The sequence below is a fragment of the Oceaniglobus trochenteri genome (assembly GCF_020529025.1).
GTDB classification, from domain to species: Bacteria; Pseudomonadota; Alphaproteobacteria; order Rhodobacterales; family Rhodobacteraceae; genus Oceaniglobus; species Oceaniglobus trochenteri.
On record NZ_JACNMM010000002.1, the window covers coordinates 89,360 to 114,721 of the forward strand.

25 protein-coding genes and 1 tRNA gene are annotated in these 25,362 nt (G+C 64.4%); 23 read left to right on the forward strand and 3 right to left on the reverse strand.

What is annotated here, in order from left to right; all coding sequences use genetic code 11:
* Positions 1 to 3: 3 nt before the first annotated feature.
* The 22 genes from H7828_RS00640 to H7828_RS00745 all read left to right on the forward strand — a co-directional run bounded on the left by H7828_RS00640 (position 4) and on the right by H7828_RS00745 (position 23,486).
* The gene (locus tag H7828_RS00640) at positions 4 to 279 is read left to right on the forward strand and encodes a hypothetical protein (RefSeq protein ID WP_226779007.1); all 276 of its coding nucleotides are present in this window, start codon (positions 4 to 6) and stop codon (positions 277 to 279) included.
* Between the two features lie 2 nt (positions 280 to 281).
* Positions 282 to 461, forward strand: coding sequence for a hypothetical protein (locus H7828_RS00645; RefSeq protein WP_226779008.1), 180 nt, complete (start codon positions 282 to 284; stop codon positions 459 to 461).
* Positions 461 to 2,122 carry a portal protein gene (locus H7828_RS00650; RefSeq protein ID WP_226779009.1) on the forward strand — a complete coding sequence of 554 codons (1,662 nt, stop codon included), beginning with the start codon at positions 461 to 463 and terminating at the stop codon, positions 2,120 to 2,122. Before H7828_RS00645 ends, H7828_RS00650 begins: the two co-directional genes overlap by 1 nt.
* The gene (locus H7828_RS00655) at positions 2,122 to 2,319 is read left to right on the forward strand and encodes a hypothetical protein (protein ID WP_226779010.1); all 198 of its coding nucleotides are present in this window, start codon (positions 2,122 to 2,124) and stop codon (positions 2,317 to 2,319) included. Before H7828_RS00650 ends, H7828_RS00655 begins: the two co-directional genes overlap by 1 nt.
* 12 nt (positions 2,320 to 2,331) lie before the next feature.
* Entirely contained in the window at positions 2,332 to 2,649 is a 318-nt protein-coding gene (locus H7828_RS00660) for a hypothetical protein (RefSeq protein WP_226779011.1), read from the forward strand.
* The gene (locus tag H7828_RS00665) at positions 2,627 to 3,679 is read left to right on the forward strand and encodes a hypothetical protein (protein WP_226779012.1); all 1,053 of its coding nucleotides are present in this window, start codon (positions 2,627 to 2,629) and stop codon (positions 3,677 to 3,679) included. The genes H7828_RS00660 and H7828_RS00665 overlap by 23 nt, the downstream gene beginning before the upstream one ends.
* 285 nt (positions 3,680 to 3,964) lie before the next feature.
* Positions 3,965 to 4,888 (forward strand): phage capsid protein, encoded by a 924-nt coding sequence (locus H7828_RS00670; protein ID WP_226779013.1) that lies wholly within the window; start codon positions 3,965 to 3,967, stop codon positions 4,886 to 4,888.
* Positions 4,889 to 4,971: 83 nt separating this feature from the next.
* Positions 4,972 to 5,439 (forward strand): hypothetical protein, encoded by a 468-nt coding sequence (locus H7828_RS00675; protein WP_226779014.1) that lies wholly within the window; start codon positions 4,972 to 4,974, stop codon positions 5,437 to 5,439.
* Positions 5,440 to 5,447: 8 nt separating this feature from the next.
* The gene (locus tag H7828_RS00680) at positions 5,448 to 6,056 is read left to right on the forward strand and encodes a phage connector family protein (protein ID WP_226779015.1); all 609 of its coding nucleotides are present in this window, start codon (positions 5,448 to 5,450) and stop codon (positions 6,054 to 6,056) included.
* Positions 6,056 to 8,479, forward strand: coding sequence for a phage tail protein (locus tag H7828_RS00685; protein WP_226779016.1), 2,424 nt, complete (start codon positions 6,056 to 6,058; stop codon positions 8,477 to 8,479). The genes H7828_RS00680 and H7828_RS00685 overlap by 1 nt, the downstream gene beginning before the upstream one ends.
* Position 8,480: 1 nt before the next feature.
* Complete coding sequence (locus H7828_RS00690) at positions 8,481 to 8,924, forward strand: hypothetical protein (RefSeq protein ID WP_226779017.1); 444 nt, start codon at positions 8,481 to 8,483, stop codon at positions 8,922 to 8,924.
* Between the two features lie 2 nt (positions 8,925 to 8,926).
* Positions 8,927 to 10,960 (forward strand): hypothetical protein, encoded by a 2,034-nt coding sequence (locus H7828_RS00695; protein ID WP_226779018.1) that lies wholly within the window; start codon positions 8,927 to 8,929, stop codon positions 10,958 to 10,960.
* On the forward strand, positions 10,960 to 14,286 hold the full coding sequence (locus tag H7828_RS00700; protein WP_226779019.1) for a D-Ala-D-Ala carboxypeptidase family metallohydrolase: 3,327 nt from the start codon (positions 10,960 to 10,962) through the stop codon (positions 14,284 to 14,286). The genes H7828_RS00695 and H7828_RS00700 overlap by 1 nt, the downstream gene beginning before the upstream one ends.
* Complete coding sequence (locus H7828_RS00705; protein ID WP_226779020.1) at positions 14,283 to 14,813, forward strand: Thoeris anti-defense Tad2 family protein; 531 nt, start codon at positions 14,283 to 14,285, stop codon at positions 14,811 to 14,813. Before H7828_RS00700 ends, H7828_RS00705 begins: the two co-directional genes overlap by 4 nt.
* Positions 14,810 to 17,386, forward strand: coding sequence for a hypothetical protein (locus H7828_RS00710; protein ID WP_226779021.1), 2,577 nt, complete (start codon positions 14,810 to 14,812; stop codon positions 17,384 to 17,386). Before H7828_RS00705 ends, H7828_RS00710 begins: the two co-directional genes overlap by 4 nt.
* Positions 17,383 to 21,201 carry a hypothetical protein gene (locus H7828_RS00715; RefSeq protein ID WP_226779022.1) on the forward strand — a complete coding sequence of 1,273 codons (3,819 nt, stop codon included), beginning with the start codon at positions 17,383 to 17,385 and terminating at the stop codon, positions 21,199 to 21,201. Before H7828_RS00710 ends, H7828_RS00715 begins: the two co-directional genes overlap by 4 nt.
* Positions 21,198 to 21,449: a hypothetical protein gene (locus tag H7828_RS00720; RefSeq protein WP_226779023.1), complete on the forward strand. Its 252-nt coding sequence runs from the start codon at positions 21,198 to 21,200 to the stop codon at positions 21,447 to 21,449. The genes H7828_RS00715 and H7828_RS00720 overlap by 4 nt, the downstream gene beginning before the upstream one ends.
* Entirely contained in the window at positions 21,442 to 21,618 is a 177-nt protein-coding gene (locus H7828_RS00725) for a hypothetical protein (protein WP_226779024.1), read from the forward strand. The genes H7828_RS00720 and H7828_RS00725 overlap by 8 nt, the downstream gene beginning before the upstream one ends.
* Complete coding sequence (locus H7828_RS00730) at positions 21,602 to 22,030, forward strand: hypothetical protein (RefSeq protein ID WP_226779025.1); 429 nt, start codon at positions 21,602 to 21,604, stop codon at positions 22,028 to 22,030. Before H7828_RS00725 ends, H7828_RS00730 begins: the two co-directional genes overlap by 17 nt.
* 70 nt (positions 22,031 to 22,100) lie before the next feature.
* A complete protein-coding gene (locus H7828_RS00735; protein WP_226779026.1) occupies positions 22,101 to 22,766 on the forward strand; it encodes an N-acetylmuramoyl-L-alanine amidase in 666 nt (221 codons plus the stop codon).
* Positions 22,767 to 23,025: 259 nt separating this feature from the next.
* Positions 23,026 to 23,214, forward strand: a complete 189-nt coding sequence (locus H7828_RS22955; RefSeq protein WP_425354930.1) for a ubiquitination-like system serine protease family protein — start codon at positions 23,026 to 23,028, stop codon at positions 23,212 to 23,214.
* On the forward strand, positions 23,208 to 23,486 hold the full coding sequence (locus tag H7828_RS00745) for a hypothetical protein (RefSeq protein WP_226779028.1): 279 nt from the start codon (positions 23,208 to 23,210) through the stop codon (positions 23,484 to 23,486). Before H7828_RS22955 ends, H7828_RS00745 begins: the two co-directional genes overlap by 7 nt.
* A gap of 244 nt (positions 23,487 to 23,730) precedes the next feature.
* Here the strand turns inward: H7828_RS00745 and H7828_RS00750 are convergent.
* Together H7828_RS00750 and H7828_RS00755 are read right to left on the reverse strand one after the other, a co-directional pair.
* Positions 23,731 to 23,807: transfer RNA gene (locus H7828_RS00750), tRNA-His, on the reverse strand.
* Positions 23,808 to 23,891: 84 nt separating this feature from the next.
* Positions 23,892 to 24,380, reverse strand: coding sequence for a GNAT family N-acetyltransferase (locus H7828_RS00755; protein WP_226779029.1), 489 nt, complete (start codon positions 24,378 to 24,380; stop codon positions 23,892 to 23,894).
* 79 nt (positions 24,381 to 24,459) lie between these two features.
* Between H7828_RS00755 and H7828_RS00760 the strand changes: the two genes are divergently transcribed.
* Positions 24,460 to 24,657 carry a DUF6324 family protein gene (locus H7828_RS00760; RefSeq protein ID WP_226779030.1) on the forward strand — a complete coding sequence of 66 codons (198 nt, stop codon included), beginning with the start codon at positions 24,460 to 24,462 and terminating at the stop codon, positions 24,655 to 24,657.
* Here the strand turns inward: H7828_RS00760 and H7828_RS00765 are convergent.
* Positions 24,654 to 25,112, reverse strand: a complete 459-nt coding sequence (locus tag H7828_RS00765) for an MmcB family DNA repair protein (protein WP_226779031.1) — start codon at positions 25,110 to 25,112, stop codon at positions 24,654 to 24,656. The two genes, H7828_RS00760 and H7828_RS00765, sit on opposite strands and share 4 nt — an antisense overlap.
* Positions 25,113 to 25,362: the final 250 nt, after the last annotated feature.

Below are 25,362 nucleotides of genomic sequence, written 5' to 3' on the forward strand. Positions count from 1 at the left end.
ACCATGAAGGATAAATTCGCTCGCCTCGAAGTTGTCGGTGATCGCCAGATACTGGCCGAACTCGAAAGCGGTCCGGAAGGCCCGCAGGTTCGCATCCGACGTGATCTGGATTTCTCGGTCGAAGTCACACAGGGGCCGTGGCCGGATGATGACGAAGGCTGGGATACCGCGGAGAGCGTGTTGGAAAACCTCAATATGACCGAGGCCGCCGCCAGAATGGATCTGATGCTGGCAAATCTGAACAACAAACTAAGCGCCCAAAAAAGCGAGGAGATCTGAGCATGTGTTCTGCCCCCAAAATCGAAGCCCCCGCCGTCCAGCGGATCGGCAGTTCGGCCAGCGACGCCGCCGTGCGCGAAGGCGAGCTGGAGCGCCGGTTGCGGCGCACCCGCAGCGGCAGCGCCGCCGACATCCTGACCTCGCCCCTGGGGCTGGTGGGCGATGCCATGGGGGGTGCGTGATGTTCGGCCAGGACAGCGCACTCGCCCGCCACATCATCGACCGGTTCGAAGAGCTGAAGACCGAGCGCAACCGGCGCGCCGAAGAGCTGGACATGATCGCGCGGCTGTATCAGCCGCAGCGCCAGGGGTTCCGCGGTGAAAGCCGCGATCAGTGGAACCTGCACAAGCTGTTCAATTCCACCACGCTGGTGTCGGCCAGCAACGCGACGGCCAGCCTGTATTCCACGCTTTGCAACCCGGCCAACCGGTGGTTTCAGGCCACCAGCGGTGATGATGACCTTGACCAGTTCCACAGTGTCGCCGCCTGGAACGACATCGTCACCCGCCGGATGCTGGCCAGTTTCCGGCCCTCGGTGTCGAACTTCTATCAATCGGCTGTCAGCTGGACCGCCGACGACGTGATCCTGGGCACCGGGATCATGGTCAGCGACGAGGCGCCGCAATCGCGCAGCGGCCGGCGGATCATCGACACCTGCGTATCGCCTGCCGATGCAGTCTTCGGCGTCGATGCCTGGGGCATTTCCGACGAGCTGATCGTCGAGCGGCGGCTGGACCCGGTGCAGGCGGCCCGGTTCTATGGCGCCGAGAACCTGCCCGAGGCGATCCGCGAAAAAGCCGTGGCGGGCAAGCGGGACGTGAAGACCAGCTATCTTCAGGCGATGCAGCCGAACGACGCCTACACACCGGGCAAGCTGGGCGTGAAGGGCAAGCCCTATGTGTCCACCCATGTCTGTGTCGAAGGGCGCGCCGTGACCCGCCAGGGCGGGCAATCCGAGCAGAGCTTTGCCATCGCGCGCTGGATGGTGGACGGGCAGGAAAGCTGGGGGCGCGGGCTGGGCTATCTGAACCTGGCGTCGGGCACGAAATTGCAGGCGCAGGAACGCGACAACCTTCAGGCCGGCGCGCTGGCGGCCCGCCCGCCCATCGGCACCACGGGCAGCAAGGCCAGCCGCCGCGATGCCCAGCTTGCCCCCGGCAAGTTTCTGCACGGCGCGGTCAGCTACACCGGCCAGCAGCTGGTGCGCCCGATCTTCACCCACCAGGGCCTGCCGGTCACCATCGACATGGTGCGTGCCACCAAGGAAGAGGTCGAGAACGGCTGGCACGCCGCCCTGTTGTCGCTGGTGGGGCGCACCGGGCTGGGCAACCTGGAAGTGATCGAGCGGATGGAAGAGCGTCTGCGCCTTCAGGCCCCCTATCTGGGCCGGATGCAGACCGAGGGTCTGGCGCCAGTGCTGGAACGGCGGTTTTCGATCCTGTGGCGGGCCGGGCAGATCCCGCCCCCGCCACAGGAAATGAAGGGCAAGCCGCTTGAAATGCGCTTCACCTCGGTCGCGGCGATGGCGCAGAAGGCGCAAGAGGGCGTGGCCGTGTCGCGCCTGCTGGAGGATGCCAGCAAGCTGGCGGCGGTACATCCCGATCCGCAATCGGTCTGGGACAATGTCGATGAGGATGGCGCCATTCAGGTGCTGGCCGAGGCACGGGGTGTTCCCGCCGGGGCGCTGCGGTCGATCGAGGATCGCAAGGCCCTGCGCGAGGGGCGCGCCAAGGCGCAACAGGCCGAACAGGCGATGGCGGTGGCCCAACAGGGCGCGTCGATCGCCAAGGACGCAGCCGCCGCCGGGCCGGGGCTGCAAGAACTGATGGGAGGGATGGCGTGATGACCCATCCAGCTTTTCACTCTGTGCAGGACACGATTGAAGCAATCGATGCGGCGCTGGAAACAGCCAAGCTATCCATCATCCAGCGCCAGATACTGCGCGACCTGCGGAATGATCTGGGCGGTGCTTCGGAAATAGACACATTCGCTGATGTTGTAGAGTTGGCGAAAACGGAAGCCGCGCGCCGCTTCTATTGAAAGGAAAGTGAAATGCAGGCCCTCCGCCTTGCCACCCTGTCCGGCATCGCCCGCCTTTTCGGCAAGCCCCGCGCCATCCGCATCGCGCGCGGTTGGCGCGAGCTGGCCCGCGACCCGGATCTGGTGCGCGACCTTTGCACCCTGGGCCACCTTTTCGAAAGCGACATCGATCCGGCCACCGGGCGGATCTACGACGCCGACGAGCTGCGCGAACGCGCAGCCCGCAAATCCATGGCCCTGGCCCTTCTGGCCCGTGCCGAAATCACCCACAGCGAGTTGAACGCAATCCGACAGGAGAGTTTTGAAGATGAATTCGATGATGATGCTTGACCCGGCCCGCCCCCGCCTGCCCCTGCGCCGGCCCGAGGATGAAACCGGCGGTGGTGATCCAGCCCCCGCACCGACCCCCGCCGGCGATCCCGCCCCTGGCGCGCCTGGCCCGGCGGGCGATCCCGCGCCGAAGGCCGCCGATCCCGCGCCTGCGCCGTCGACGGCGGACGATCCGGCCAAGTCGGACGATGCCCCTTGGTACGACAAGCGCGAATGGTCCGACCCGGCGTTGAAACAGCACATGGTCAAGGCGGGCTATCACAAGGGCACCGTGGAAGAAGCATTGGAGCGCGCCCTGAAGGGCGAGGTGTCGGCCACCAAGCGGCTGGGCCGCGATCCGTCCAGCCTGATCGACGCACCCGGCGAAGGCCAGGACGTGGCCGAGTGGCTGAAGGCAAACGGATCGCGCCTGGGCGTGCCGGAAAAGCCCGAAGGCTACGACATCAAGCTGCCCGACGATCTGCCCGAAGGAATGCCGATCGACGACGCCCTGTTGGGCCGGTTCAAGGAGCAGGCCCACGCCATGGGCCTGCCCCCTGCCGTGGTACAGGCCAACGTCGAATTCTACGCCAAACAGATGGCCGAGGATTTCGCCAGCAGCGCATCGAAAGCGGCCGAGGCCGAAGCAAAGATGGATGCCGGGCTGAAAGAGGCCTGGGGCGCGGATTGGAAGAACAACCAGCAGCTGGCCATTCGCGGTTTTCAGGCCCTGGCGGCCGAGCTGAAGATGGAACCTGCGGCGGCGAAACTGGTGGCCCAGAAGATGGAAGCCGACATGGGCGACGTGGCCCTGCTGAAATTCTTCCATGGCCTTGCCAGCAAGCTGGGCGACGACACCCTGGCCGTGCCGAAGGGCGGCGATGCCCCTGCCCTGCAACTGGCCGATGCCCAGCAACGCAAGGAACAGATCATGGCCAAGCATACCGGCGATCTGGCCAAGGCGCGCAGCACCGGTGACCGGGCGCGCCACGACGCGCTGCAGAAGGAGCTGAAGGGGTTGAACCGGATCATCGCAACCTACAGCGACTGAACATGACTGCGCCCGCAGGCCGGGGGGGCACGACGGGCGCAGAAACCGGTTTCCCGGGGACAGGCTTAAACCAGCAAAGCACTGTGCGGTTGAGATAACACTTGACAATCCATTTCGCAATAAGGATTGATTCGGTCAATGCGGGGGGTCTCGGGAAACCGGGGTCCGCTACTTTCAGGTAAGACTGAACGCCCAACGCCAGCGATATGGCCAGGTCGGGTCCGGCGTCCATTCGCCGGGGGGTCCTCCGAACATGATCATCAACATGTTCAGAGGGAGGGCCATATGAGCTACGCTGAACGCTTCGACCAGACGAAAAAAATGGAATTCAAGGATCAGGCGCGTCTTGCGGCCGATCACAACGAAAGCAAGCTGCGCGCCACCGTGAGCGAGCAGGCCTGCGAAGGCGAACAGTCCGCGCCGGTCCTGTATTACGACAGCGGCAAGGCCACCCGTTCGGAAGGCCGCGTGCCGCTGAACGTCGATACCCCGGCCAACCGGCGCCGCCGCTGGCTGAAGTATCAGCCCCCCTTCAAATCCGGCGAATACATCGACAGCCAGGACAAGTTCCGGGGCATGTCGGATTATCAGTCGCCGCTGATGATGCACCACAGCGGCAATTGCAAACGCGCCATGGACGAGGATGTGATCCTCGAAGGCATCTTCGGCGATGCCTACGAGGGCAAGCTGGGCGGCCAGGTGATCACCTTTCCGGGGACCCAGGTCATCGACAAGATCGTGCAGTCGGGCAGCGGCACCGATGCCACCGGCCTGAACCTGGCCAAGCTGAAGGCCAGCCGCAAGAAGTTTGCCGGTCACAAGCACGATCTGGACCGCGAGGACATCTTCATCGTCGTCACCGCCGAACAGATCGACGATCTGTCCAACGAGATCGAGCTGACCAGCCAGGACTATCGCGCCGAAGCCGGACCGCAGTTCAGCCGCGACGGCAAGCTGACGAAGGTCTGGAACCACGTCTTCATCGAGTACCAGAACCTCGGGACAAAGACGGAAGGCTCCGATCTGCTTCAGCGCGTGCCGGCCTACCTGAAGTCCTGCGTCATGCTGGGCATCTGGGAAGAGCAGAACTTCGACGCTTTCCCCGACCCCAGCCGCGACATGGAACTCTACATGCGCGCCCGCTTCAACGCCGATTGCCGCCGCCTGGATGAAACCGGCGTCGTCGAGATCGAATGCCTGATCGACTGATCTGATCGCGGCTTTCGCCTGCAAGCACTGATCGCCGCCCCGTCCACCGGGGCGGTCTTTGCACAAAACAACAGGAGGGCGCCATGCCCATCGTCAAACAGAAGTCTTCCATTTTCGGCACCACCGGCGAGGCCGGCTATACCAGCCCGAATTCGTCGTCGCGCAACGGTCGGATCAACCGCGTGGTGGGCACCGTCACCTGCGCCGCCACCGATCTGCAAGGGTCGGAGTACCTGGTGGCACAGGTGCCGTCGTCGGCCATCATGCTGCCGGAAAGCGCTATCAGGACCACCGCCTGGGGCTTTGCCCAGGCCGTCATCGGCGTGAAGGGCGACACCGACGCGCTGCTGGACGTGGCCAAGGCCACCGGCGGCGCGACCGGCAACAAGCCGATCACCATCTTTGGCTCGCTCTGGAACAAGCCGCTTTGGCAACAGCTTGGCATGGCGGCCGATCCGGGCCATGCCATCGACCTGATCGTGTTCACCGAAGGCGATGCCACCGCTGCCGGCACGCTTGAATTCGACCTGTCCTTCGCCAACCACGTCTGAGCGCGGCGATGCCGATCCTCCAGACGGAAAGCGAAACCGCGATCGTGCAACGGGCCCTTGGCCTGGCCGAAAGCGCGAACAGTTTCGACAGTCTGGAGGATGACAGCGACGAAGCCCGCGAAGGGCGCCTTCGCTATGACCACAGGCGCCGCGTTATCCTTGAAGCGATCGACTGGAATTTCGCGCGCGCCCGGATCGCCAGCGTCGCCGCGCAGCCGAACGCCTTTCCGGCGAACCAGCCCTATGCCTATGCCCTGCCGCCCAACCTGTTGCGGGTGCGCAATGTCATGGTCGGAACGCGCCCGGTGTCCTGGTCGCGGGAACGGCTGATCTATGCCGCCGAGCCGAACGCCCAGATCGTCTATACTTGGGATGAGCGGAACCCGGTTCTGTTCTCGCCGATCTTTACCAGTGCGCTGGAGTACCTGCTCGCCGCGGATTTCTCCATGATCTTTGCACGGTCGGTCAACCGGCAGCAGGTGATGCTGCAGGAGTTGCGCCGGGTCATGCAGGACGCCGACGAGATCGAAGGCATGGAACGCAGCGACGACTGCGCCTATGCCACCGGCGGCTGGGTGGACGCGATCGAGATCCCGCATTTCGGCGGGCGCATCTGATGGTGCGTGCATCGCCTCCGGCCCGCTCCGCCTCATCGGGTGAAATGTCCGAACTGATGTTCGGGCGCCCCGACTTCGAACGCTATGCCAACGGTGTCCGCCGGTTGCGCGGTTTCATCCCCCTGCCCGAAGGCCCCACCACCCGTTGCCCGGGAACCGAGATGATCGGGGAAACCCGCAACAACGGTGTCGGCCGATTGATGGGGTTTGTCTTCCGCGACGAGGATGCGATGTTGCTGGAATGGACCAACGGGCAGTTGCGGTTCTGGCGCAACGGCGCCCTGGTGCAGGACGGCGGCGCGCCCTATTCCATCGCGACCCCGTACAACGCCACGCAGGCAAAGAGCCTGCAATCCCTGCAATCGTCGGATCGCATCTACCTGACCGGTGGCGGCCTGCGCCCCCAACGGTTGAGCCGCATGGCCATCGATGATTGGTCGATTGAAAACACGCCGTTTGTCGGTGGTCCTTTTGCCCCCCGCAACCTGGACCAAAGCATCGAAATCAGCGCCAGCGCGGCGACTGGAACAGTTACGCTGACAGCGACCGGCGATGTCTTCCTGGCCGATCATGTCGGCAGCCTGTTCCGCCTTCAGGAGACGGACAGCAGCGCCACGCCCTTCTGGACCGGAAACACCGAAACCGAGATCGGCGATCAGTATTACCACGGTCCCAACCTTTACGAGATCGTCGGGTTCGATGCCAAGAACGGCACCACCGGCGCGACGGCCCCCACCGTAGATGTCGATGAGAACGTGAGTGCAGATGCCGATGTGATCTGGAGCGCCATCTCGAACGACAACAGTGGCAATGTTCCCGACTGGACGGCGGGCGAAACCGTTCGTTTCGGCAATCGCCGCTTTTCGGACGGCTGGACGATCGAGGTGATCGGCTTCACCGCAAGCGGTCGCAAGACCGGTGTCAACCCACCCGTCCACATTCAGGGTCGGGTGCTGACGGAAAAGGGCGGCCCAGTCTACGAATTCGTGACCGACGGCATCGGTATTGTCGAAATCACCGCCGTGGCGGGGCCGCGATCTGCCACGGCCGAGGTGCGCAAGCGGCTGCCCGATGGCCTGACCGAACGGCCGACTTACCGGTGGTCGGAAGCGGCCTGGTCGGATCTGCGCGGATGGCCGCGCGCCATCGGAGCGTTTCAGCAGCGCCACTGCTATGGGGGCACCCCCATGGACCCGCGCACCATGTGGTTCTCTGTAATCGGCGGCACGGTGGACATGACCGACAACGGGCTGGAGGATGACGGGTTCTCCTACATTCTGGCCAGCCCGCGCGCCCGCGCCGGTGAAATCCGTTCGATCCTGGCGGCAGGTGAAACGCTGCACATCTTCACCTCGGGCGATGAATTCTTCGGATCGGCCACGGATGCAGACCGCGCCTTTGCTGCCGAGACAGCGCGGTTTTCCAGCGACACGGCCCACGGCGCCGCAGATGTGCCACCGATCCTCATCGATGGCGCGCCGGTCTTTCTCCACAAGAACAGCCGCCAGCTGTTCGCCCAGATGATCAACCCGAACAGCGGCAAGTTCATCGGCGAGAACCTGACCCAGATCGCCCGCCATATTCTGGGCCGGGGCGCAGATCGCCTGGTCTACCAGGAAGACCCGGTACCGGTGGTCTGGGCGCGCGGCACCGACGGCGCCCTGATCGGCCTGACCTATCTGCCCGGCCAGAAGGTTGTCGGGTTCCATCGTCACGATCTGGCAGGCGGGTTTGTCGAGGATATCGAAGTGCTGCCGAGCGATGACGGGTTGAGCGAAGATCTTTACCTGATCGTCCGGCGCCAGATCAACGGTCAGACCCGCCGCTTCATCGAGCGCATGAAGCACCCATTCATCGAGTTGGACGGCCTTGAACCGGATCTGCAGGATGCATGGTTCCAGTATTGCGCAGTGCGCTACCAGGGCACTGCCACCACCGAAATTTCCGGCCTCGATCACCTTGAGGGGGAGACGGTCACCGCCTGGACCGAACGCGGCGCCTTTGCCAGACTGACCGTCACGGGAGGTGCTGTCACTCTGCCCCATCCTGTCACATCCGCGATCACCGGGCTGGATGCAACGGATCTGCAGAACATCGAAACGCTCGACATCGTCATGGGGACCCCGGACGGTGGCGATGAGGGGCGCAAACGGACCCACCGCGTCACCGGAATGCGAGTGCATCGAACGGTTGGTGGCCGGTTTTCGGTCATCCAGACCACTAGCTGTGAGCGCCGTGAAACGGCATCCCAGCCGATCTTCAACGAGCGCGCCTTTGCCCTGCCAAGCCTGCGCGACGGGGTTGTCGAAATCGGGGGCCACAAGGGCTGGTCCCACCAGACCGCGCTGAAATTCACGCCCGATCCTGGCGCACCCTTCACGCTGGTCAGCCGCACGCCCACCCTCATGGTGACGGATAGCTGATATGTGCACCCCGATCATAGCAGTGGCACTTTCGGCAGCGGGTGGTATCGCCGGTGCGATCCAGCAGCGCAACATCGGCAAGGCCAACGCAGCCATGGCCCGTGCCGAGGCCGAGCAAACCCGGGAAATCGGGCGCTACAACGAAACCAAGGCACGCACCCGGATGCAGCAGTTGATGGCGCGCCAACGCGGCCAGTTGGCCGCCCGTGGCGTTCGTCTCGACAGCGCGACAGCCCTTGACCTGGGCGAACGGGCCGGGCGCGAAACTTCGGTCGAGGGCAGCGCGCAACGGTTCAACGCCGACAGCCGCGCCACGGCCCAAAGCAACGAAGCGGTGCTGAGCGAATACCGGGGCAAGATGGGTTTCATCACCGGCATTGCCCAGACCGGATCGCGGGCACTGACGCAGTCGCTTGACCTCTGGCCCGGCCTGGCGGGGGCCTGACGATGGCATTGATCGTTCCCGAAGCGCAGACGCCATTCTCACCGGTTCAGCAACCCCGGATCAGCCATGACATGCCGGGCATTGGCGACGCGCTTTCGACCGTCGGCAATACCCTCGTCGCGATCGAGGGGGCCAAGGTGCAGCGCCGGCGCGAAGGTGCGATGCGCGAAGCTCGGGTCCAGACCATCGAACGCCTGGGCGAGCTGAACACCCGGTACCAGCAGGACACCGATTACAACGGTCTGTCCGACCGCTTTCAGGCCGATGCCGACCAGGCCTTCGCCAGCATTGCCGAAACCCTGCCCCCCGACCTGCGCGAACGATACATGCAGGACGCGCGCGAAACTCTGGCCCCCCAGAAACAGGCCTTCGCCCGCCTGGAATACGGGCTGGAGCGTCAGCATTCCCGGGTTAGTGGCCAAGCCGCGTTGCGCACCTACGTTAACGAAAGCGCAAATGCGCCGGACGAAGATAGCCGTCTGGCGATCATGAGCGAAGCTGCGGCCTTTCTGGCAAGCGCAGTGGAAGACGGCACATACACACCCGAAGAAGCCGACGCAATGTTGCAGAAGTTGGCAACTGACAGCGACTTTGCTCTCGCGCTTGGTATGTCGATCGAAGATCCTGATGTGTTCTTGGAGCGCCTTGACGATGGCGCTTTTCCAAATATCGATCCCGTCACAAAAGAGCGCTTGCAAATCGGAGCCAAGGCGGAAATTTCCCGCCGCGATGCCCAGGCTGCAAAGCAGCTGGATGTCGAAGCCAAGGCGGCACAGAAAGCCCAAGCTGCAACCGTCGATGACGCCATTGCAATCATTGAAAACGGTCGGCCCTATACCGGCCTGGCCGAACTTCAGGCACAGGTCAAAGGCACCCCGGACGAAGCACGTCTGAACGCCACCTTGCGAGCCCAGCAGGTGGCCGGGAACTTTGCTGTCCTGTCTCCCGCCCAGATGGCGGCCGAGATCGCGCAGATCGCAAAGACCGCCACCAACGACCCCGCCGATATCGCCCGCCTTGAACGCCTGCGCGCCATGCGCAGCAATACGATCAAGAGCCTGGAAAACGACCCGCTGTCTCACGCCAAAGAGCGCGGCATCACGACGCTGGGGCCTGTGGACTTCGACGACAGGGCGACAGTCCGAGATCGCATTTCCACGGCCGAGGCGGTTGCCGAGGACGTGATGGACGGATTGCCGCCATCGCCGATCCGGTACTTCACGAACGACGAACGCGACAGCCTGGCCGCCATCGTCCAGGCCGACAATGCCGATGCCAAGCTGTCCCTGGTCAACAACCTGGTCAATACCTTCGGCCCGCGCGCCCCGGCCGTTCTTGCGGAGATCGGGGCGTCGGATCCGGTGTTCGAGCTGGCAGGCAACCTCGTGTCCCAGACCGGCCAGGTCGAGGTGGCGCGCACCCTTTTGAACGGGCAGCGCCTGTTGGCCGAAGGACAGGGCGCCAAGGTCAAGAAGGTGGATCGCGATGCGGTCCGCGCCAGCGTGGCCGAGATGTTCCCGCGCAGTCTTCACGACCGCTTCCCACTTCTGCTGGAAGCCGCCGATGCCTATTACGCCGTATCCGGCCAGATGGCCAACCCCGAGGCCGAACCCGAGGCAAGGCGCCGGTCCTACATGAAGGCAGTGCAGGCGGCGGCCGGCCAGGTCACCCGGAACGGGCGCACCTATGGCGGCATCCAGATGGTGAACGGACGCCAGACCCTTTTGCCCGCCACCCTGGACGCCGCCACCGCCGAAGCCTTGCTGGAGAAGGCCAAGCCCGAGGACTGGGTAAAGGCATCGGTTTCGGGCGCGGCGCCGATGTGGGGCGGAAAGCCCCTGCCCGAGCTTTTCACTGGCAGGGCGGGGTCCGTACATCCCGGGCGGCTTGCCCTTGAGTACATCGGACGCGGCCAATACCTGGTGTCGATCCAGCGCCAGAACGGTGAACTGCGGTACCTGACCGATGACGCGATGCCCGACGGCAAGGCGCGTCTGTCCCTTGAGAGGCTGCTTGAGCTTCAGGAGGGGCGCTGATGGCGACGATCTTCGACGACCCCCCGGAGCTGGCGTTTCACGATCTCCCCGAGGCCAGCGAGGGGCCGGAAACCGGCCTTCTGGGCGTGGCCGCTGCCGATTTTCAGGCCGAGGCCATCGACAGCAATTACTGGGCGTTGCGCCAGCGGCGCATCGCCGAGGCCAACGCCCGGGCGCTGAGCGATCTTGCCGGTGACGTTGCCGATGATCCTGACGCATGGAAGGCCAAGGCGGGCGACCGAGAGGACCGCGCACGTATGGGCTATGGCGGCATGTCAGTCGGAAACTACGTCGGCGATGTTCCGATCGACAAGGGCGGTGACAACGCCGCGATCCAGAAGCTTTTCGACGATCTGGAAATCATCCGCGAATTCGATCCGGGCCGGTTTGCGAATTACCCGTCCTCTTTCGACGAGCTGCAACGTCAATCCGCCGACCGCGTGCGCGACGAGCTGAACGAAGAACGCGCCGATGCCGAACGCCGGTCGAACAACCGTTCCGTAAAGACGTGGCAGGGCGGCGTTGCCGGGTTCATCGGGGCCGCGGGCGCCGCGATCACCGATGTCGAAGGGGTGGTCACCCTGCCCTTCGGCGCCGGTGCCGGGACATTGGCGCGACAGGTTTTGATCGAAGGCGCTCTGGGGGCCGGGTCGGAGGCGTTGAGCCTGCCCGCCCGCTATGCCCAGGCCGACTTTCTGGGCCGTGAGCGTCCGAGCGCCGTGGCCCAGTTGACCTTCGGTGCGGCCTTCGGTGGCGCGCTGCCCATCGGCATCCGCGGTGTGAAGCTGGGCGCCAATGCCCTTACCAAGGCAGGCCGAGTTCGCAATCGCGAGCTTCTGGCATGGGGAAAGCGCAAGGACGCCAGCCCCGAAGAGCGCGCGGCCGCCAAGGTTCTGGGCCGTGAAGAAGCGACCATCGACACCGCTCCGGACGGCACCGATGCCCATATCCACGCTGAAACCGTGGACGATGCGGAAACCGCAGTCCGGGCAGATGAGCCGGTGCAGGTTGTGCCGGGCGATGTGGTGCCCCCGTCCAGCGACAAGAACAAGCCCGGCGTTACCCGTCAGACCCTTGACCTGATCCGCAGTGTCGAAGCCCCCGGGGGATATGACCAGGTCTATGGCGGCATCGCCCCCCAAGACCTGCCCCCCAAGCCTCTGACCCAGATGACCGTGGCCGAGGTTTTGAACTGGCAGGATCGCATCGACGGCAAGTACAACTCGGAAGCTGCCGGCGGCTATCAGATCATGGAAGACACCCTGCGCGACCTGGTGCGCAGCGAAGGGTTGACCGGGGGCGAGCTGTTCGACGCCGCAATGCAGGATCGCCTGGCGATCGCGCTGATGCGCCGGCGCGGCCTTGATGATTTCCTGGCAGGCACGATCAGCGCCGAAACCTTCGGCAACAACCTGGCACTGGAATGGGCGGGCCTGCCCCGCGTGCGGGCATCGGATGCGCCGCTGATCCGCACGAAGACCATCGGCACCAACGAGTTTTCGGCCCGGGGCGTGAGCGACGAGGCGTTCCGCGCCTACCGCGCGCTGGAAGGGATCACCGGGCGAAAGTTCAAGATCAACAGCGCCCACCGCGACCCCAAGCACAACGAAGACGTGGGCGGCGCGAACCAAAGCCAGCACATCCACGGCAATGCCTTCGACATCGATGTCAGCGATCTGAGTATTCCCGAACGCCAGCAGCTGATCGTACAGGCCCGGGAAGCCGGGTTTGGTGGTATCGGCGTGTACCGCACCGCGCTGCATTTCGACGTTGGCAAGGAGCGCGCCTGGGGGCCGTCTCACGGGGTCGAGACGGTGCCCGACTGGGCACGCGAGGCTGTGCAGCATCCTGTTACCCGTCCCCGCGCCGGGTCCAGCGCCTATGAGGGGCACAACGGCAACAGCTCGCAGGTGTCGCCATCGCGCTTCATGGGTATCCTGACCCAGCGTGGCACCTATCGCCCCCTGACCGATGATGCCCGATCGGCGGATATCTATTCGTTCCGGCCCGGTGAGCTTCGCACCGATGCCAGTGCCTACCAGTACAAGGAAGGCGGTGACGACAAGGGCGTGACCGACCGCCTGGCCAACGTGCGTGAATGGAACCCGCCGGCCGCCATCGGTGTGATGATCCATGAGCGGCTGGACGGTGAACGCTATATCGCGGACGGCCATCAACGGCTGGGCCTTGCGCAACGCCTGACGGCCGAGGGTGTCGAGGGGATCGAGCTGCAAGGGTTCGTTCTGCGCGAAGCCGACGGCTGGGGCGTGCCCGAAGTGCGAGCCTTCGCTGCCGTCAAGAATATCCAGGCCGAAACCGGCACCGCGCTGGACGCCGCCAAGATCCTGCGCGACCACCCCGAACTGGCCCATATGATCGACCGTTCGCGTGGCTTTGTCGTTCAGGCTGACGGTCTGTCGCGCCTGTCGCCCGGCCCGTTCCAGGCCCTGATCAACGGCGTGATCCCCCAGAATTACGGCGCCATCGTCGGGCGTATCATGCCCGACGACGAGGAATTGCAGGCGGCTGCCATCGCGACATTGGCCAAGGCCGAACCCGCCAATGCCTTCCAGGCGGAAAGCATGGTGCGCGACATTCGCCGGATGGGGTTGGAGAAGCGCGCTGACGCGGCGCAGGGATCGCTGTTCGGCGAGGGCTTTGACTTGGGCGAAACCGCGATCAACGAGCGGGCGCGCGTGTTGGACGCGGCCCACAAGGAACTGAAGCGCGACAAGACCACCTTCGCCCGCCTGTCGCGCGAGGGCGAACGCATTGAGGGAGCCGGAAATGTCCTCGACACCGACGCAAACACCAGCCGTGAACAGCTCGCCCAGAAAGCCATCGAGCGGCTCATCATCCTTGCCGACGAACCCGGCCCGGTCCGGGACGCGCTCGACGCCGCAGCCCGGGCCGTCCGGGGCGGACAGCGCCTTGGACAGGCCGCCCAGGATGTCATCGACGCTATCACCAACCCGGATCGAACGGATGGAGCGCGAGCTGATGCGCCAGGACCTGGCCGAACAGGCGATGCGCCGGCGGATGATACCGCGCTAGCGGAAGATCAGCTGGGAGAACCCGGCCCGGCGCTGACCGAACCCGATCTGTTCGGCGATCCGGTCGAAGGCCGCGGCGCCCTGGCGCAGGTGGATCAGATCGAACGCGATCTGCGCCATCGCATGGCGACGGATCCCGAGTTCGATGTGGACCTGGTCCAATACGACGACGACGGCAACGCCAGCAAGAAACGCCTGTCCGACATGATCGCCGAGTTTGGCGACGAAGCCAGCGACATCGAAAACCTGAAAACCTGCATGAGGACACCATGACCAAAGCGACCAAGGACGACAAGACGACAGAAAGCAAATCGCCTGCCAGTGACGATCAGAAGCCCGCTGATGCAGGTTCCGCCGCGAAGGCCGCAGAGGCCCCCGAGGCAACCAAGGGCAGCACAGAAGCCCAGCAGGCGCCTGCAAGCGGCAAGCCCGGTGCACAGGCTGCGACAACCGGCAAGCCGGATCAGGCCAGCACGAGCAAATCGCCTGACACGCCCGAAACGCCGGACGGACAGGTGAAGCCGACAGGGCCGCTTGAAAACCTCGCCGAAGCGATGATCGAAAACGCGCCCCGCCCCTTCCCCCTGGAGGAACTGAAGCGTGGCGCCCGCGCGCGGCGCGCGTCCTGGGCGCCGGGCTATGTGATCGTGCTGGGCACGAAGGGCAACCGGGGAAAGGTGACGCCCTGCTTCATGCAGTCGGGTTCGCGGTCGGGGATGATCGAGTGGAAGCCCACCGGGCTGTCGGATCTTCTGGCCGAAGATTGGGAAACCATTGGCGAAGGTCAGCCCGACGAATGAGCATCCTGGACTGCATCCAGCGGGCAGTATCGAAAGCCCCGGGTGACGGCGGGATCAGCCCGGCGCGCGCCCGGGCCTTCCAAAAACTGCTTGAGGATCGGACGGCAGAATACGCCCACCTTGGCCCCGGCGCCGAAATGGCGGCGGCCGAGGATGTCTGGGTGCAGATCCGAACCGATTTCCAGAAGCGTCGCCGGTCGAACCTGTTGCAGGCGCAGGCCAACATCAAGACGCTGGGCGATATCGCCGAATTCCGTGATGCCGACGGCACGGCCAATGCCGCACAGGCCATCCGCCAGAAACTGGAATGGGGGCAATCGGCGACCTTCGACAGCGCGTCGTCCCGTCGCGATGCCCTGATGGGTCAATACCGCCGGATGATCCAGGACTTCATTGGCGATCATGCGCGCAACATCATCGGCAGTATTCGCAACAAGGCCCGCCTGCCCGACATCGTGCGCGAGCTCCATGGCGAAGCCACCGGCAATCCGGCGGCGAAACAGGTGGCCGACGGAGTGCGCAAAGCGCTGGAACAGGCGCGGCTGGATTTCAACGCTGCCGGGGGCGCCATCGGCAAGCTGGCCGATTTCGGGCTGCCCCATTCCTGGAACCGGCACACCATGTTGTCGATCGATCCCGACCGAAAGGTGGCGCGCCAAAAGTGGACGGCGGACGTGGGCCAGCGCCTGGACTGGGACCGGATCGTGGATCACGACACCGGCAAGCCCTTTTCCGGTTCGTCACCTGCGGCGCGGCAGTCTTTCCTGGAGGAGGTTTTCGATACCATCACGGAAACCGGCTGGAACAAGCGCGAGCCCAGCGGCATGGCCGTTGGCAAATCCACGGCAAACCGGCGGTCGGACGCCCGCGTGCTGCATTTCAAGTCGGCAGACGACTGGATGGCGATGAACGAAGCGTATGGGCGCGAAGACCCCTTCACCGCAATCCTGTCGCACCTGGACAGCATGGCGCGTGACACCGCGCTGATGCAGGTGCTGGGGCCGAACCCGCAAGCGGGGCTTGAGTTCGCAAAGCAGACGGCGGCGAAGCTGGCCGCCGAACGCCCCTGGAAGCCCTCACGGTTCAACTGGAATGCGTGGAGGGCGAATGGCCTCAAGCTCTATTCCGACCCGAGCAAGGAGGTGGTGGCTGCCGGAAAACAGTCACAGCGGATGCTGGACCTTTACACCGGTGCCGCTAATGCTCCTGAAATGGACGTGGTGGCCTCAGCATTCAGCGGGGCACGGCATTTCCTGATTGCGTCCCAACTTGGGGGCGCGATGCTTTCGGCCGTCACCGACGTGGGCTTCATGGGGCTGGCCAGCAAGCAGGTGGGCCTTGATGCCAGCAAGGTGATCGGGCGCCACGTCAAGGCCCTGGCATCGACCGGCCAGCGCCAGTTGATGGCGCGCGCCGGGATCGTCTTTGACAGCGCGGCCAACGTCGGCGTCGCCCAGGCCCGCCTGATGGGCGACGCCTTTGGGCCGAAGAGCATGGAGCGGCTTTCGGAGTTCACCATGCGTGCGTCCGGCCTGACCGCCTGGACCGACATTGGCCGGGGCGCCTTCCGCCTGGAGTTCTACGGACTGCTGGCCGAGAATGCAGGCCGTGCCTGGGATGACATCGACGCGCCGTTGCGCCAGATGGTCTTTGAGCGCCGGGGCATCACCCGCGCCGATTGGGATGACATTCGCAGTACCGCGCTGTTTCGTGACCAGGCCGACCCCGATGCCAGCTTCCTGATCCCGTCCGACATTCGCCATCGCACCGACCTGGCGCCCGAGCGGGCGATGGACCTGTCGCTGAAGCTGGACGCCGCGATCCTTGAACAGATGGAATTTGCCATCCCCTCGGCCAGCCTGCGCGGCCGCGCCACCATGCACGGCGGCGCTCCCGGCAGTCTGATGGGGGAATTGTCCCGGTCAGGCATCATGTACAAGAGCTTCATGTTCTCGCTGATGTTCAACCAGCTGGGGCGCGCCCTCTTTCACCAGGTCAACGGCAGCCGTGCCGCCTATATCGTCGGATTTGCCACGATCACCACCGTGGCGGGGGCGGTGTCCATGCAACTGAAGGAAATCGCCAAGGGGCGTGATCCGCGTGACATGACCGATCCGAAATTTTGGCCGGCCGCCGCGATCCAGGGTGGCGGCTTCGGCATCATCGGCGATTTTGTCTATGCCTCGGAAAACCGGTTCGGTGGTGGACTGGCCCAGACCATCGCCGGACCGATGGTGGGTGCTGTCAATGACGGCATCTACCTGACCAACGACATCGTCAAGGCGCTGGCCTATCGCGACCAGAAGCACCGCGATCGCCTGGGCCGTGCATCGGTGAAATTCCTCGACCGTTTCTCGGGACCGACGAACCTCTGGTACACCAATCTGGCCCTGAACCGGATGCTCTGGGACAACCTTCAATCCTTCGTGGACAGCGACGCAGAAGCGGCCTGGCGCCGGGCCGAGAAGAAGCGTGTCCGTGAGTTCGGAAACGAAAGCTGGGCGCCCCCTGGCGGAGGCCTTCCTGACCGCCTGCCCGATCCCTCTGCCGCTGTAGGAGCTGACCGCCCATGACGCAATCGCCTGAAACCCGCCACGTCAAATATCCGTCGCCGGTCACCAACGGCGTCTACCCGATCCCTTTCCGATACCTGGCAGGCGTTGAGATCGCCGCGCATCTTCGGAACGAGGATGGCTCAGATCCCCGGCCGCTGGTGCACGGTGTCGATTTCACCGTTGATCCGCAGGGAGACACCGAAGCTGACGATGGCGCGTTGACACTTCTGGCGTCGCCGCAACCTGGCACTCAGTTGCACATCGAAGGCGCTACCACCCTTGCCCAGTATTACCGCAGCACCCCGGGCGCTGAGGGTGTCGAAGCGCAGTTCGATCGCGATATCCTGGCAATCCAGGAGTTGGAGCGCAAACTGGCGCGCGTGCCAGTTCTCGCGCCCGGTTTCGCGCCCCAGGACCCCACGTTCCCCGTGCCGGTTTTTGGCAAGGCACTCGTTGGCAATGCGGCTGAAACCGGATGGATGAACGCGGACCTGGTCGCGACGCCCGTGGTCGCGGAAAACGTCCTGCTTCGGGTGCCGTCGGAATTTCCAACGGTGCAGGAGGCCTTGGGTGCAGCCCAGGGTATCATACTCAAGAGCAGCGCGCGGATCACGATCCTGCTTGAAGCCGGGTTTGCCTGGCCCTCGCAGGTGTCGGTCTTCGGTGGCGACTATTCCCATGTGCAGATCGTCTCGCAGGATGCTGTCGTGCTGACCGCCGAGAGCTTCCCCGCGAACCACGCGCTGATCTCGTTCCTCTACTGCACCGCGCCCCATTGGGCACTGGTTGTGGACATGCAGCTGCGCGGCGACAACGGGGTCGAGCTGAACCAGTCGCGCATGAACGTGCGCCATCGCTGCGGTATGCGTAACGCCGGGGCACAGGGCAACCCGCATCGCGAGGCCTGGGGTAGCAACTTTGTGGTGTTGGGTGACAGCGGATTGTTCTGCGATCCGGTGCGCGAGACGCTGTTGGAACGCACGGGACACACAGCCGCCGGGGGGACGGTCACCACCTTCCCGCTGGCGGAAGAAGATCGCGAAGCCACCGGTTACTATATCGGCGCCGCGATCACCGTGCTGAACGGGTCGGACACGACCGGGGCCGACATTATCGACTATGACGGCACCACGAATGTGGTCACGCTGCGCTGGTCGGATCGCTGGAGCGTGCCGAACAACGGCGCGGGCCTGAATTATCGCATCGAACTGCTGCGCGGCCTGATCGCGACGGGCGGCGCGCGGCGCGGCGTGACCAGCACATGGGCCAGCAACATCTCGATCTCCGCGGGCAACCTGCGCAACAACGGCACCAACAATCGTGACCCCGGCCACGCGGCGCTGTTCTTCCGGCGCGGCTCGACCGGCCAGATCGATAGGGTCACAATGACCGGCTCCGCTGCTGGCGCCCGTTGCGCGAGGGCTGGCATGCTGTCGGCGCGTCAGTGCTATTTTACAGGCATCGCCGGCAACGCCATTGTCGCGGCCGAGGGCGCCTCAATCGCGGCGGCCGACAGCGCGTTCCTGCGCTGTGGCGTCAAGGCAGGTGGCGAGTTGCCAGAATTGCCCGTGCTGTTCCTGTCCTCGGCCGAGGGGCGCGGCGGCAAGGGCAACATCGATGCGGCGGGCTGCGAGTTCGATGACAGTCCCGGCCCGATCGCGCGGATCGACGCCGAGGCGGGCTCGATCGACCTGGGCGACAGCAGGGCCTTTAACATCGGCAGTTACCTGGCCACGGCAGACGGCGGGAATATCGATTGTACGCGGGTGAAGGGATCGACCGCAGCGGATGCTGCAACTTCTCACGTTGTCTTTGCATCGAACCTTGAGGGCGCCACCGTTTGTATCGGCATGGAGTGGGACGCCCAGAGTGGGGCGCAATACATCGTGCGAACCGCCAATGACGGGCGCGCCAATGTGTCGGGCGCCACCTTCAGCGGCTGGACGATCAAACCGTTCGATGTGGACGAGGCATCGCATCTCTATGTCGAAGAAACCACGATCAATGGTTCTCTGCGGTATCCTATCGGGGTGGAGTTGGGGCCCAACGCGAACCTGCCCAACCGCCAGACGGCGGTGCATGCCATCGAGGACGGCTGGGCGCCGTCTTCCGGCACGGTCTTCCAAGCGGGTGGCCTGACTTACAAGCAGGAGATGGATGCCACGGCGATTTCCGACATGGCGAACGTCGTTCCGGTAGATCCTGCCCCTGGTCACTTTGCGGCCCTGCCTGACGGCACTGATAGCACAACAGCAATCAAGGCGTTTCTGGCGTTCTGCGCCGCGAACGACATTGCCCCAAATTGGGGTGACGGCCAGACTTGGACCTGCACCGGAAATATCGACGGCTTTCTCAACGCCAACCACATCGGTGCCGCCCGGATTGTGCGGGGCAGCGACGACATGCACATTGGCGCATGGCTGACGCCAAACGGGAACGTGGTCTATGTGTCCCCCACGGGGACAGCGACAGCTGACGGCCTGACCAGCGGCACCCCGACCACCCAGGAAAAAGCGTTCGCTTACATCGCGCGCCAGGGAAAGCTGGACCCTGGCCATCGCTGGGCTATCGATTTTGCCGCCGGGACGTACAGCCCGACAACAGCGGTGCGGTTCGAAAACTGGCCCACTCTGGCGCACCGGCTTGAGTTGCGTGGGAAGGCATCAGGCGGCGATGCGACGGTGATTATCGACGGGACGAGCGCCGACAACAACTGGCTTCGCTGCCTGCGGGACAACGGACGCACGGGGTTGCAGGGCTACGACCTCATGATCCAGAATTTCCCCGACTCCGGTATGCACCTGCACAGCGGCGCCAATGACCTTGAGTTTGAACGGGTTTCGTTCAAGGACAATGGGGCTGCGGGCGCGTCGATCCGGGGCGGTCACGCCGATTTCATCGGCCCTGCGGTGGCCGAAGGGAACACGGGCGCGGGTATCGTTCTGCAAGGCGTCTATGGCGCCAGCGGGCAGAAGAATGGAGGCGGGGCGAGCGGCTACACCTACGACGGCAACGGCGTTGGGTTTTCGTGCACCCGGCACTCCAACACTTACTGTTCCGGCAGCACCTTCAAAAACAACGTCAAATCCATCGAGGTTGACCGCAACAGCCGGTGTCGCCGTCAGGATAACGTTCACGAAAGCTGGACCGGAACGCCCGCCATCACGGTCGGGGCGGGCGGCGTGTTGGACTATGACCCGGATCGGCTGGACTCATTCGCGGGCCTGGCGGCCGGTAAAGCCGCGATCTGGGTCAACAATTATACGGTGGCCGGAACGCTTAGCGACGCGCAACCGACGCGGGAAGAACACGCTTTCTGGATCGGGAGCCATGAGATTTCCGACCGCACCGACCGGCACAATATCGCTGTGACTGGGCCGGGGCTAAACGAATTAGCGCCGTACCGAATGGGAGATTACTGGCTCTTCAACGAGCGCGCGCATGGCTGGCTGTCGATGATGCTTGACCTTGACGCGGGCGTTGATCTGACGATGCATCTCGCGTCGGACAGCAGTTCCCACAATGTCGCCGGGTGGAAACTGCCGTCCAAGGCCGACGCCTCAACATGGCTGATCGACGTCGAGTTTACCGGGCCGGTCCCGGGGACTACCTTTGGTCGGTACACGGTGCGAGCAACGCGCGAAAGCGTACTGTCGGGCGGGGATCGTTCGCCTGCGGAAATATACGTTTTCCAAGGCGCGACTGACGACTTGAGCCTCGGAAATCAGCGGGCCAAGACCGGCGCCGACATCAAGTGGAGGCTCTACGGGCAAATGTCGGTAGCGAGCAAATCCTACACCATGCGCGAACTTCGTAGCTGGAAGGCGGAATGATGGACTGGACCTCCATCATAGCCGAGATCGGCGGCGGCCTGCCCGCCGTGGTCATCGTGGCGCTGGCCTGGCGCGACTGGATCAACACCAAGAGGATCGATGCTGCGAACGAAGCCCGTCTGAACGACATGCGCGAGAACAGCCGCGAACTGCGCGCGGTGTCGGACAACGCAGCGGCTGCAATCAACGGCGCGACGGCCACGATCAGTGAACTGACCCGCCTGCTGGAGGATCGCCGGAATGTTTAGCTGGCCGTGGCACCGCAAACAGGCCCGCCATGAGGCGGCCATCGAAGCCCAGAGGCTGCTGTCGAAAGCCTCGGTGGACGACGTGAAGAACGCCGCCAGCAGATTTCAGGTCGTGCTGGACCAGATGCGCCAAACGAATGAGGAGCGCCGCAATGAACGGCCCGATTGATATTCCCCTGAACGTGCTGGTCGGGGTTCCGGCCACCCTCGTGATCCTGATGGGGGTGCGTGGCCTGGTGCCGCACCTGTTCCGGCCCGAGCGGCGCGACGCATTCCACCTTGCCATGGCCATGGTGCTGATCCTGGCACAGGGCGCCGGGCGCACGGGCTATTGGGATCTGGTGCGCGTATTCACCGGCCCCGACCTATGGGCCGTGGTGCGCGACGCCCTGGGCGGTGCCGAGGCGAATGCCATCTGGAACCTCGTTTTGCTCTGGGGCGGGCTGCACCTCCTGAAACTGCTGCACCTGCTGGTGCCAGTGGGCGACCGGCACCGCTACTCGATGTGGACCGCCTGGAACTATCCTACCCACCTTCGCGGCCTGCTGTGTCATCTGCGCCCCCGGCGGCGCCGCAAGTGACCGACCTTTTCATCATCGCCGGCCTGGTCGCGCTGACCCTGCTGGCATTCGCGCTTTTCGGAGGACTGACATGACCTATAGCATTCGCGACACGCAGGCCCGCTGTGCGGCGCTGGGGCATAGCCCGGGCACCATCGATGGGATGATGGGGCCGAAGACCCGAGCGGCGATCAGCGCCGCGTTGCAGGCGCGGGGCGGGCGCGGGATTGCCGACCTGTTCCACCCTTCTGGGCTGCATCGTATCCACTGGCACTGGACAGCAGGGGCCTACGGAGTGATCGACATGGAGCGCCGGGCCTACAACGAACTGATCGACCAGGACGGCAACGTCTGGGATGGCCTGTTCCGCCCCGAGGCGCAGGCGAACTATCGCGTGGGCCATGCGGCAAGCCACACCCTCAACGCCAATACCGGCGCCATCGGGCTGTCGGTCGATGCGATGGCCGGCGCTCAGGAGCGCCCCTTCTTCGCCGGTCGCGCGCCGGTCACCTGGCCGCAGATCAACGCGCTGTGCGAACGGACGGCCCAGCATTGCGCGATGTATGACATCCCGGTCAGCCGCTGGTCGGTTCTTTCGCACGCCGAGATCCAGCCCACTCTCGGTATCCGCCAGCGCAACAAGTGGGACATCACCTGGTTGCCCGACATGAGCGCCCCCGGCGATCCGGTGCAGATTGGCGACCGCCTGCGCGACATGGTGCGCGAGCGGATGCAGGACGCGAGGGTGGCGGCGTGAGCGAACTCTTCGCAGGTCTGGCGGCAAGCTGGTGCGCGGGTGCCTGCCTCGGCGCAGTGATCGCAGTGGCATCTCACAATGGTATCTGGCCCGCCGTGTGGGCAGTGTTGATGATGGTCTGCGCGGCAATCAGTGGGGCGCTTGGCACCCTGTATTGGTGGGTGTCATGATCCGCGCCACTGTAGTGGGAAGCCTGATTGACAGCCCGGCCGGCGCAATAAAGTTCGTTGGGCCAGACGAAGAAGGTACGGGTGGCATCATGTTTAACTGCCCGTGTGGCTGTGGCTTGCGGTCATTCCTGGCCTTTGATGATGGCGTAAACCCATCGCCTCACTGGAAGTGGGATGGAAACCGCGAGCGGCCAACTCTCTCACCGTCAGTGTTCAATACCGGAATGCCCTGTCGTTGGCACGGTTGGCTCCGGCAAGGGGAGTGGGTTTCGTGCTGATCGGCACCATCAAAGACACCCTGCTCGCCGCTGCCGTCGCTGCTGCTGTGGCTGCCGCAGGCTGGGGCTGGTGGCAATCGGTCCGGGCGGATCGGGCCGAAGCCCGCGCCGCCAGTCTGTCGCTTCAGCTGGGCGCGGCACATGCGCGCCTGGCCAACATAGAAGAGGATCGGAAAAGCGATGCTGAAATCGACAAGCTATCTGACGATGATCTGCGGGTTGTTCCTGACGGCTGGTTGCTCCCCGGACCCGGAGCCGGTGGCATCTACTGAACCGCTTTTCTGTGACATCGAGGAGCCGCGGCGATTTACCCAGGCCGAACTGGACTGGCGCGCAGCCAACGCCCCCTGGAACCTGCGCCGCGATTTCAAGACGAACGCCGCGTGGGATCGCGAATGCGGATCGAAAGCACCCTAAAAGAAAATCGTCCGACACGGATAATCTTCGGACGATTCGGTTTGTCGGACGGAATGCCAAAATGGCACATCGTTCAGCGTTATAAATAAGGGGTGAGGATGGTACCACCTCCTGGTCTCGAACCAGGGACCTCTTGATCCACAATCAAGCGCTCTAACCAACTGAGCTAAGGCGGCACGAGGGTTGATTTACCGCCGGCCTTTCCGCTTTGCAAGGGGGCCATGGCATTTTTGACACCGCTTTGCGCGCCCGGCTGCCGCTTACAGCGTGATGGCAAAATGCTGTTCCACCACGTCCTGCCCGAAGGACCGGGTGGCGCGGCTGTCGGTCATGGTGAACCCCTCGGCGCGGTAAAGGGCACAGGCCGCGCGGTGGCTTTCGTGGGTGGCAAGGACAAGCTGGCGATACCCGGCGCTGCGGGCAAAATCCATGCAATGGTGCAGCATCCGCCGCCCCAGCCCCCTGCCCCGCGCCTGGGGGCGCAGCAGGAACAGCCGCAGCCTGGCCACGGCCGGCCTGTCCGTGGCCACGCAGAAGATCGACCCAAGGCGCGCCGGCCCCGTCCGCGCGATCCAGCCCGCCTCGCGACCGGGATCGTGGCGCGCGATGAAATCATCGAGAACCCGGGCGACCAGCGCTTCAAAGCTGGGGTCGAAGCCTTCGTCCCGGGCATAGAGCATGCCGTGCTGACGGGTCAGCCATCCGGCATCCTCGGGCAGGAAGGGGCGCAGGGTGATCGTGTCGTCCATCGGGCGATGCTGCGCGCTGCACCCTTGCGGCGCAAGGGGCAAAGCGGTACTGCGGCTGGGTTCAGAACCGGAGGCACCCATGGGCATCAACAGCGAAAGCGACATCGCGGCAAACCTGCAGATCGGACCGACCGACAAGGGCATGGTGCGCCTGTACGTCGAAGGCGACGGGGTGGATCTGCCGCTGGACTTCGACCCCGAGGAAGCCGAGGAAATCGCCGAGGAAATCCGCGCCGCGGCCGCCCAGGCGCGCAAGATCTCGGAAAAGGGCCGCTAGGGCCCCAGTGCCAGCCCCGGATCCCGCGCCCCGTGCCAGCGCAGGGCGGCGTGGCGGGCGAATTTCTGGATCATCACCCGGCGGCGCGCAGGCGCAAGCCGGGTTTCCGGCCCCAGGCGGATGATTTCCGCATCGTAGGGATCGGCGACGATCAACCCGGTTTCATCGGGCAGAAGCTCGGTCGGAAAACTGTCGTCCACTGCCCAGAAATACCTGTCGCACCATTCAAGGTATCCCTGCCATTTCCGGTCACCGGTGAAATCGGCGCGGCTGGACTTGCATTCGACAATCCAGATTTCCCCCTTCGGCCCCAGCGCCATCACGTCGACCCGAAGGCCGGGCGCCGGAATGAGTTCCTCCACGGTCACGAAATCGTGGCCCAGAAAGTGGCGGCAGACCCCCCGCGCCAGAAGCTGGCCGGGGCGCGGGACGGGCGAAACGGGATCATCGGTCATGGGGCATTTTGTGAACAAAGCGTAAACAAATATCAAGGGGAAGCTGTTGCGCCGCCTGCAGCGTCGCCCGGGGGCGCGCTCGAAACCTGCGGTTTCTCGCGCGCCATTCGAGTATTTGGAGCAAGAAAGAAACAGGGGGCGGGTTTGATCATCGCCCCTTGTCGTGAGGGCGGTGCGGGCCTATCTGTGGGTCTGCGGCGGGTTCTGGCCTTTTCGTGCCGGGGTTAAAATCCGGTGGCCTTAATCAATT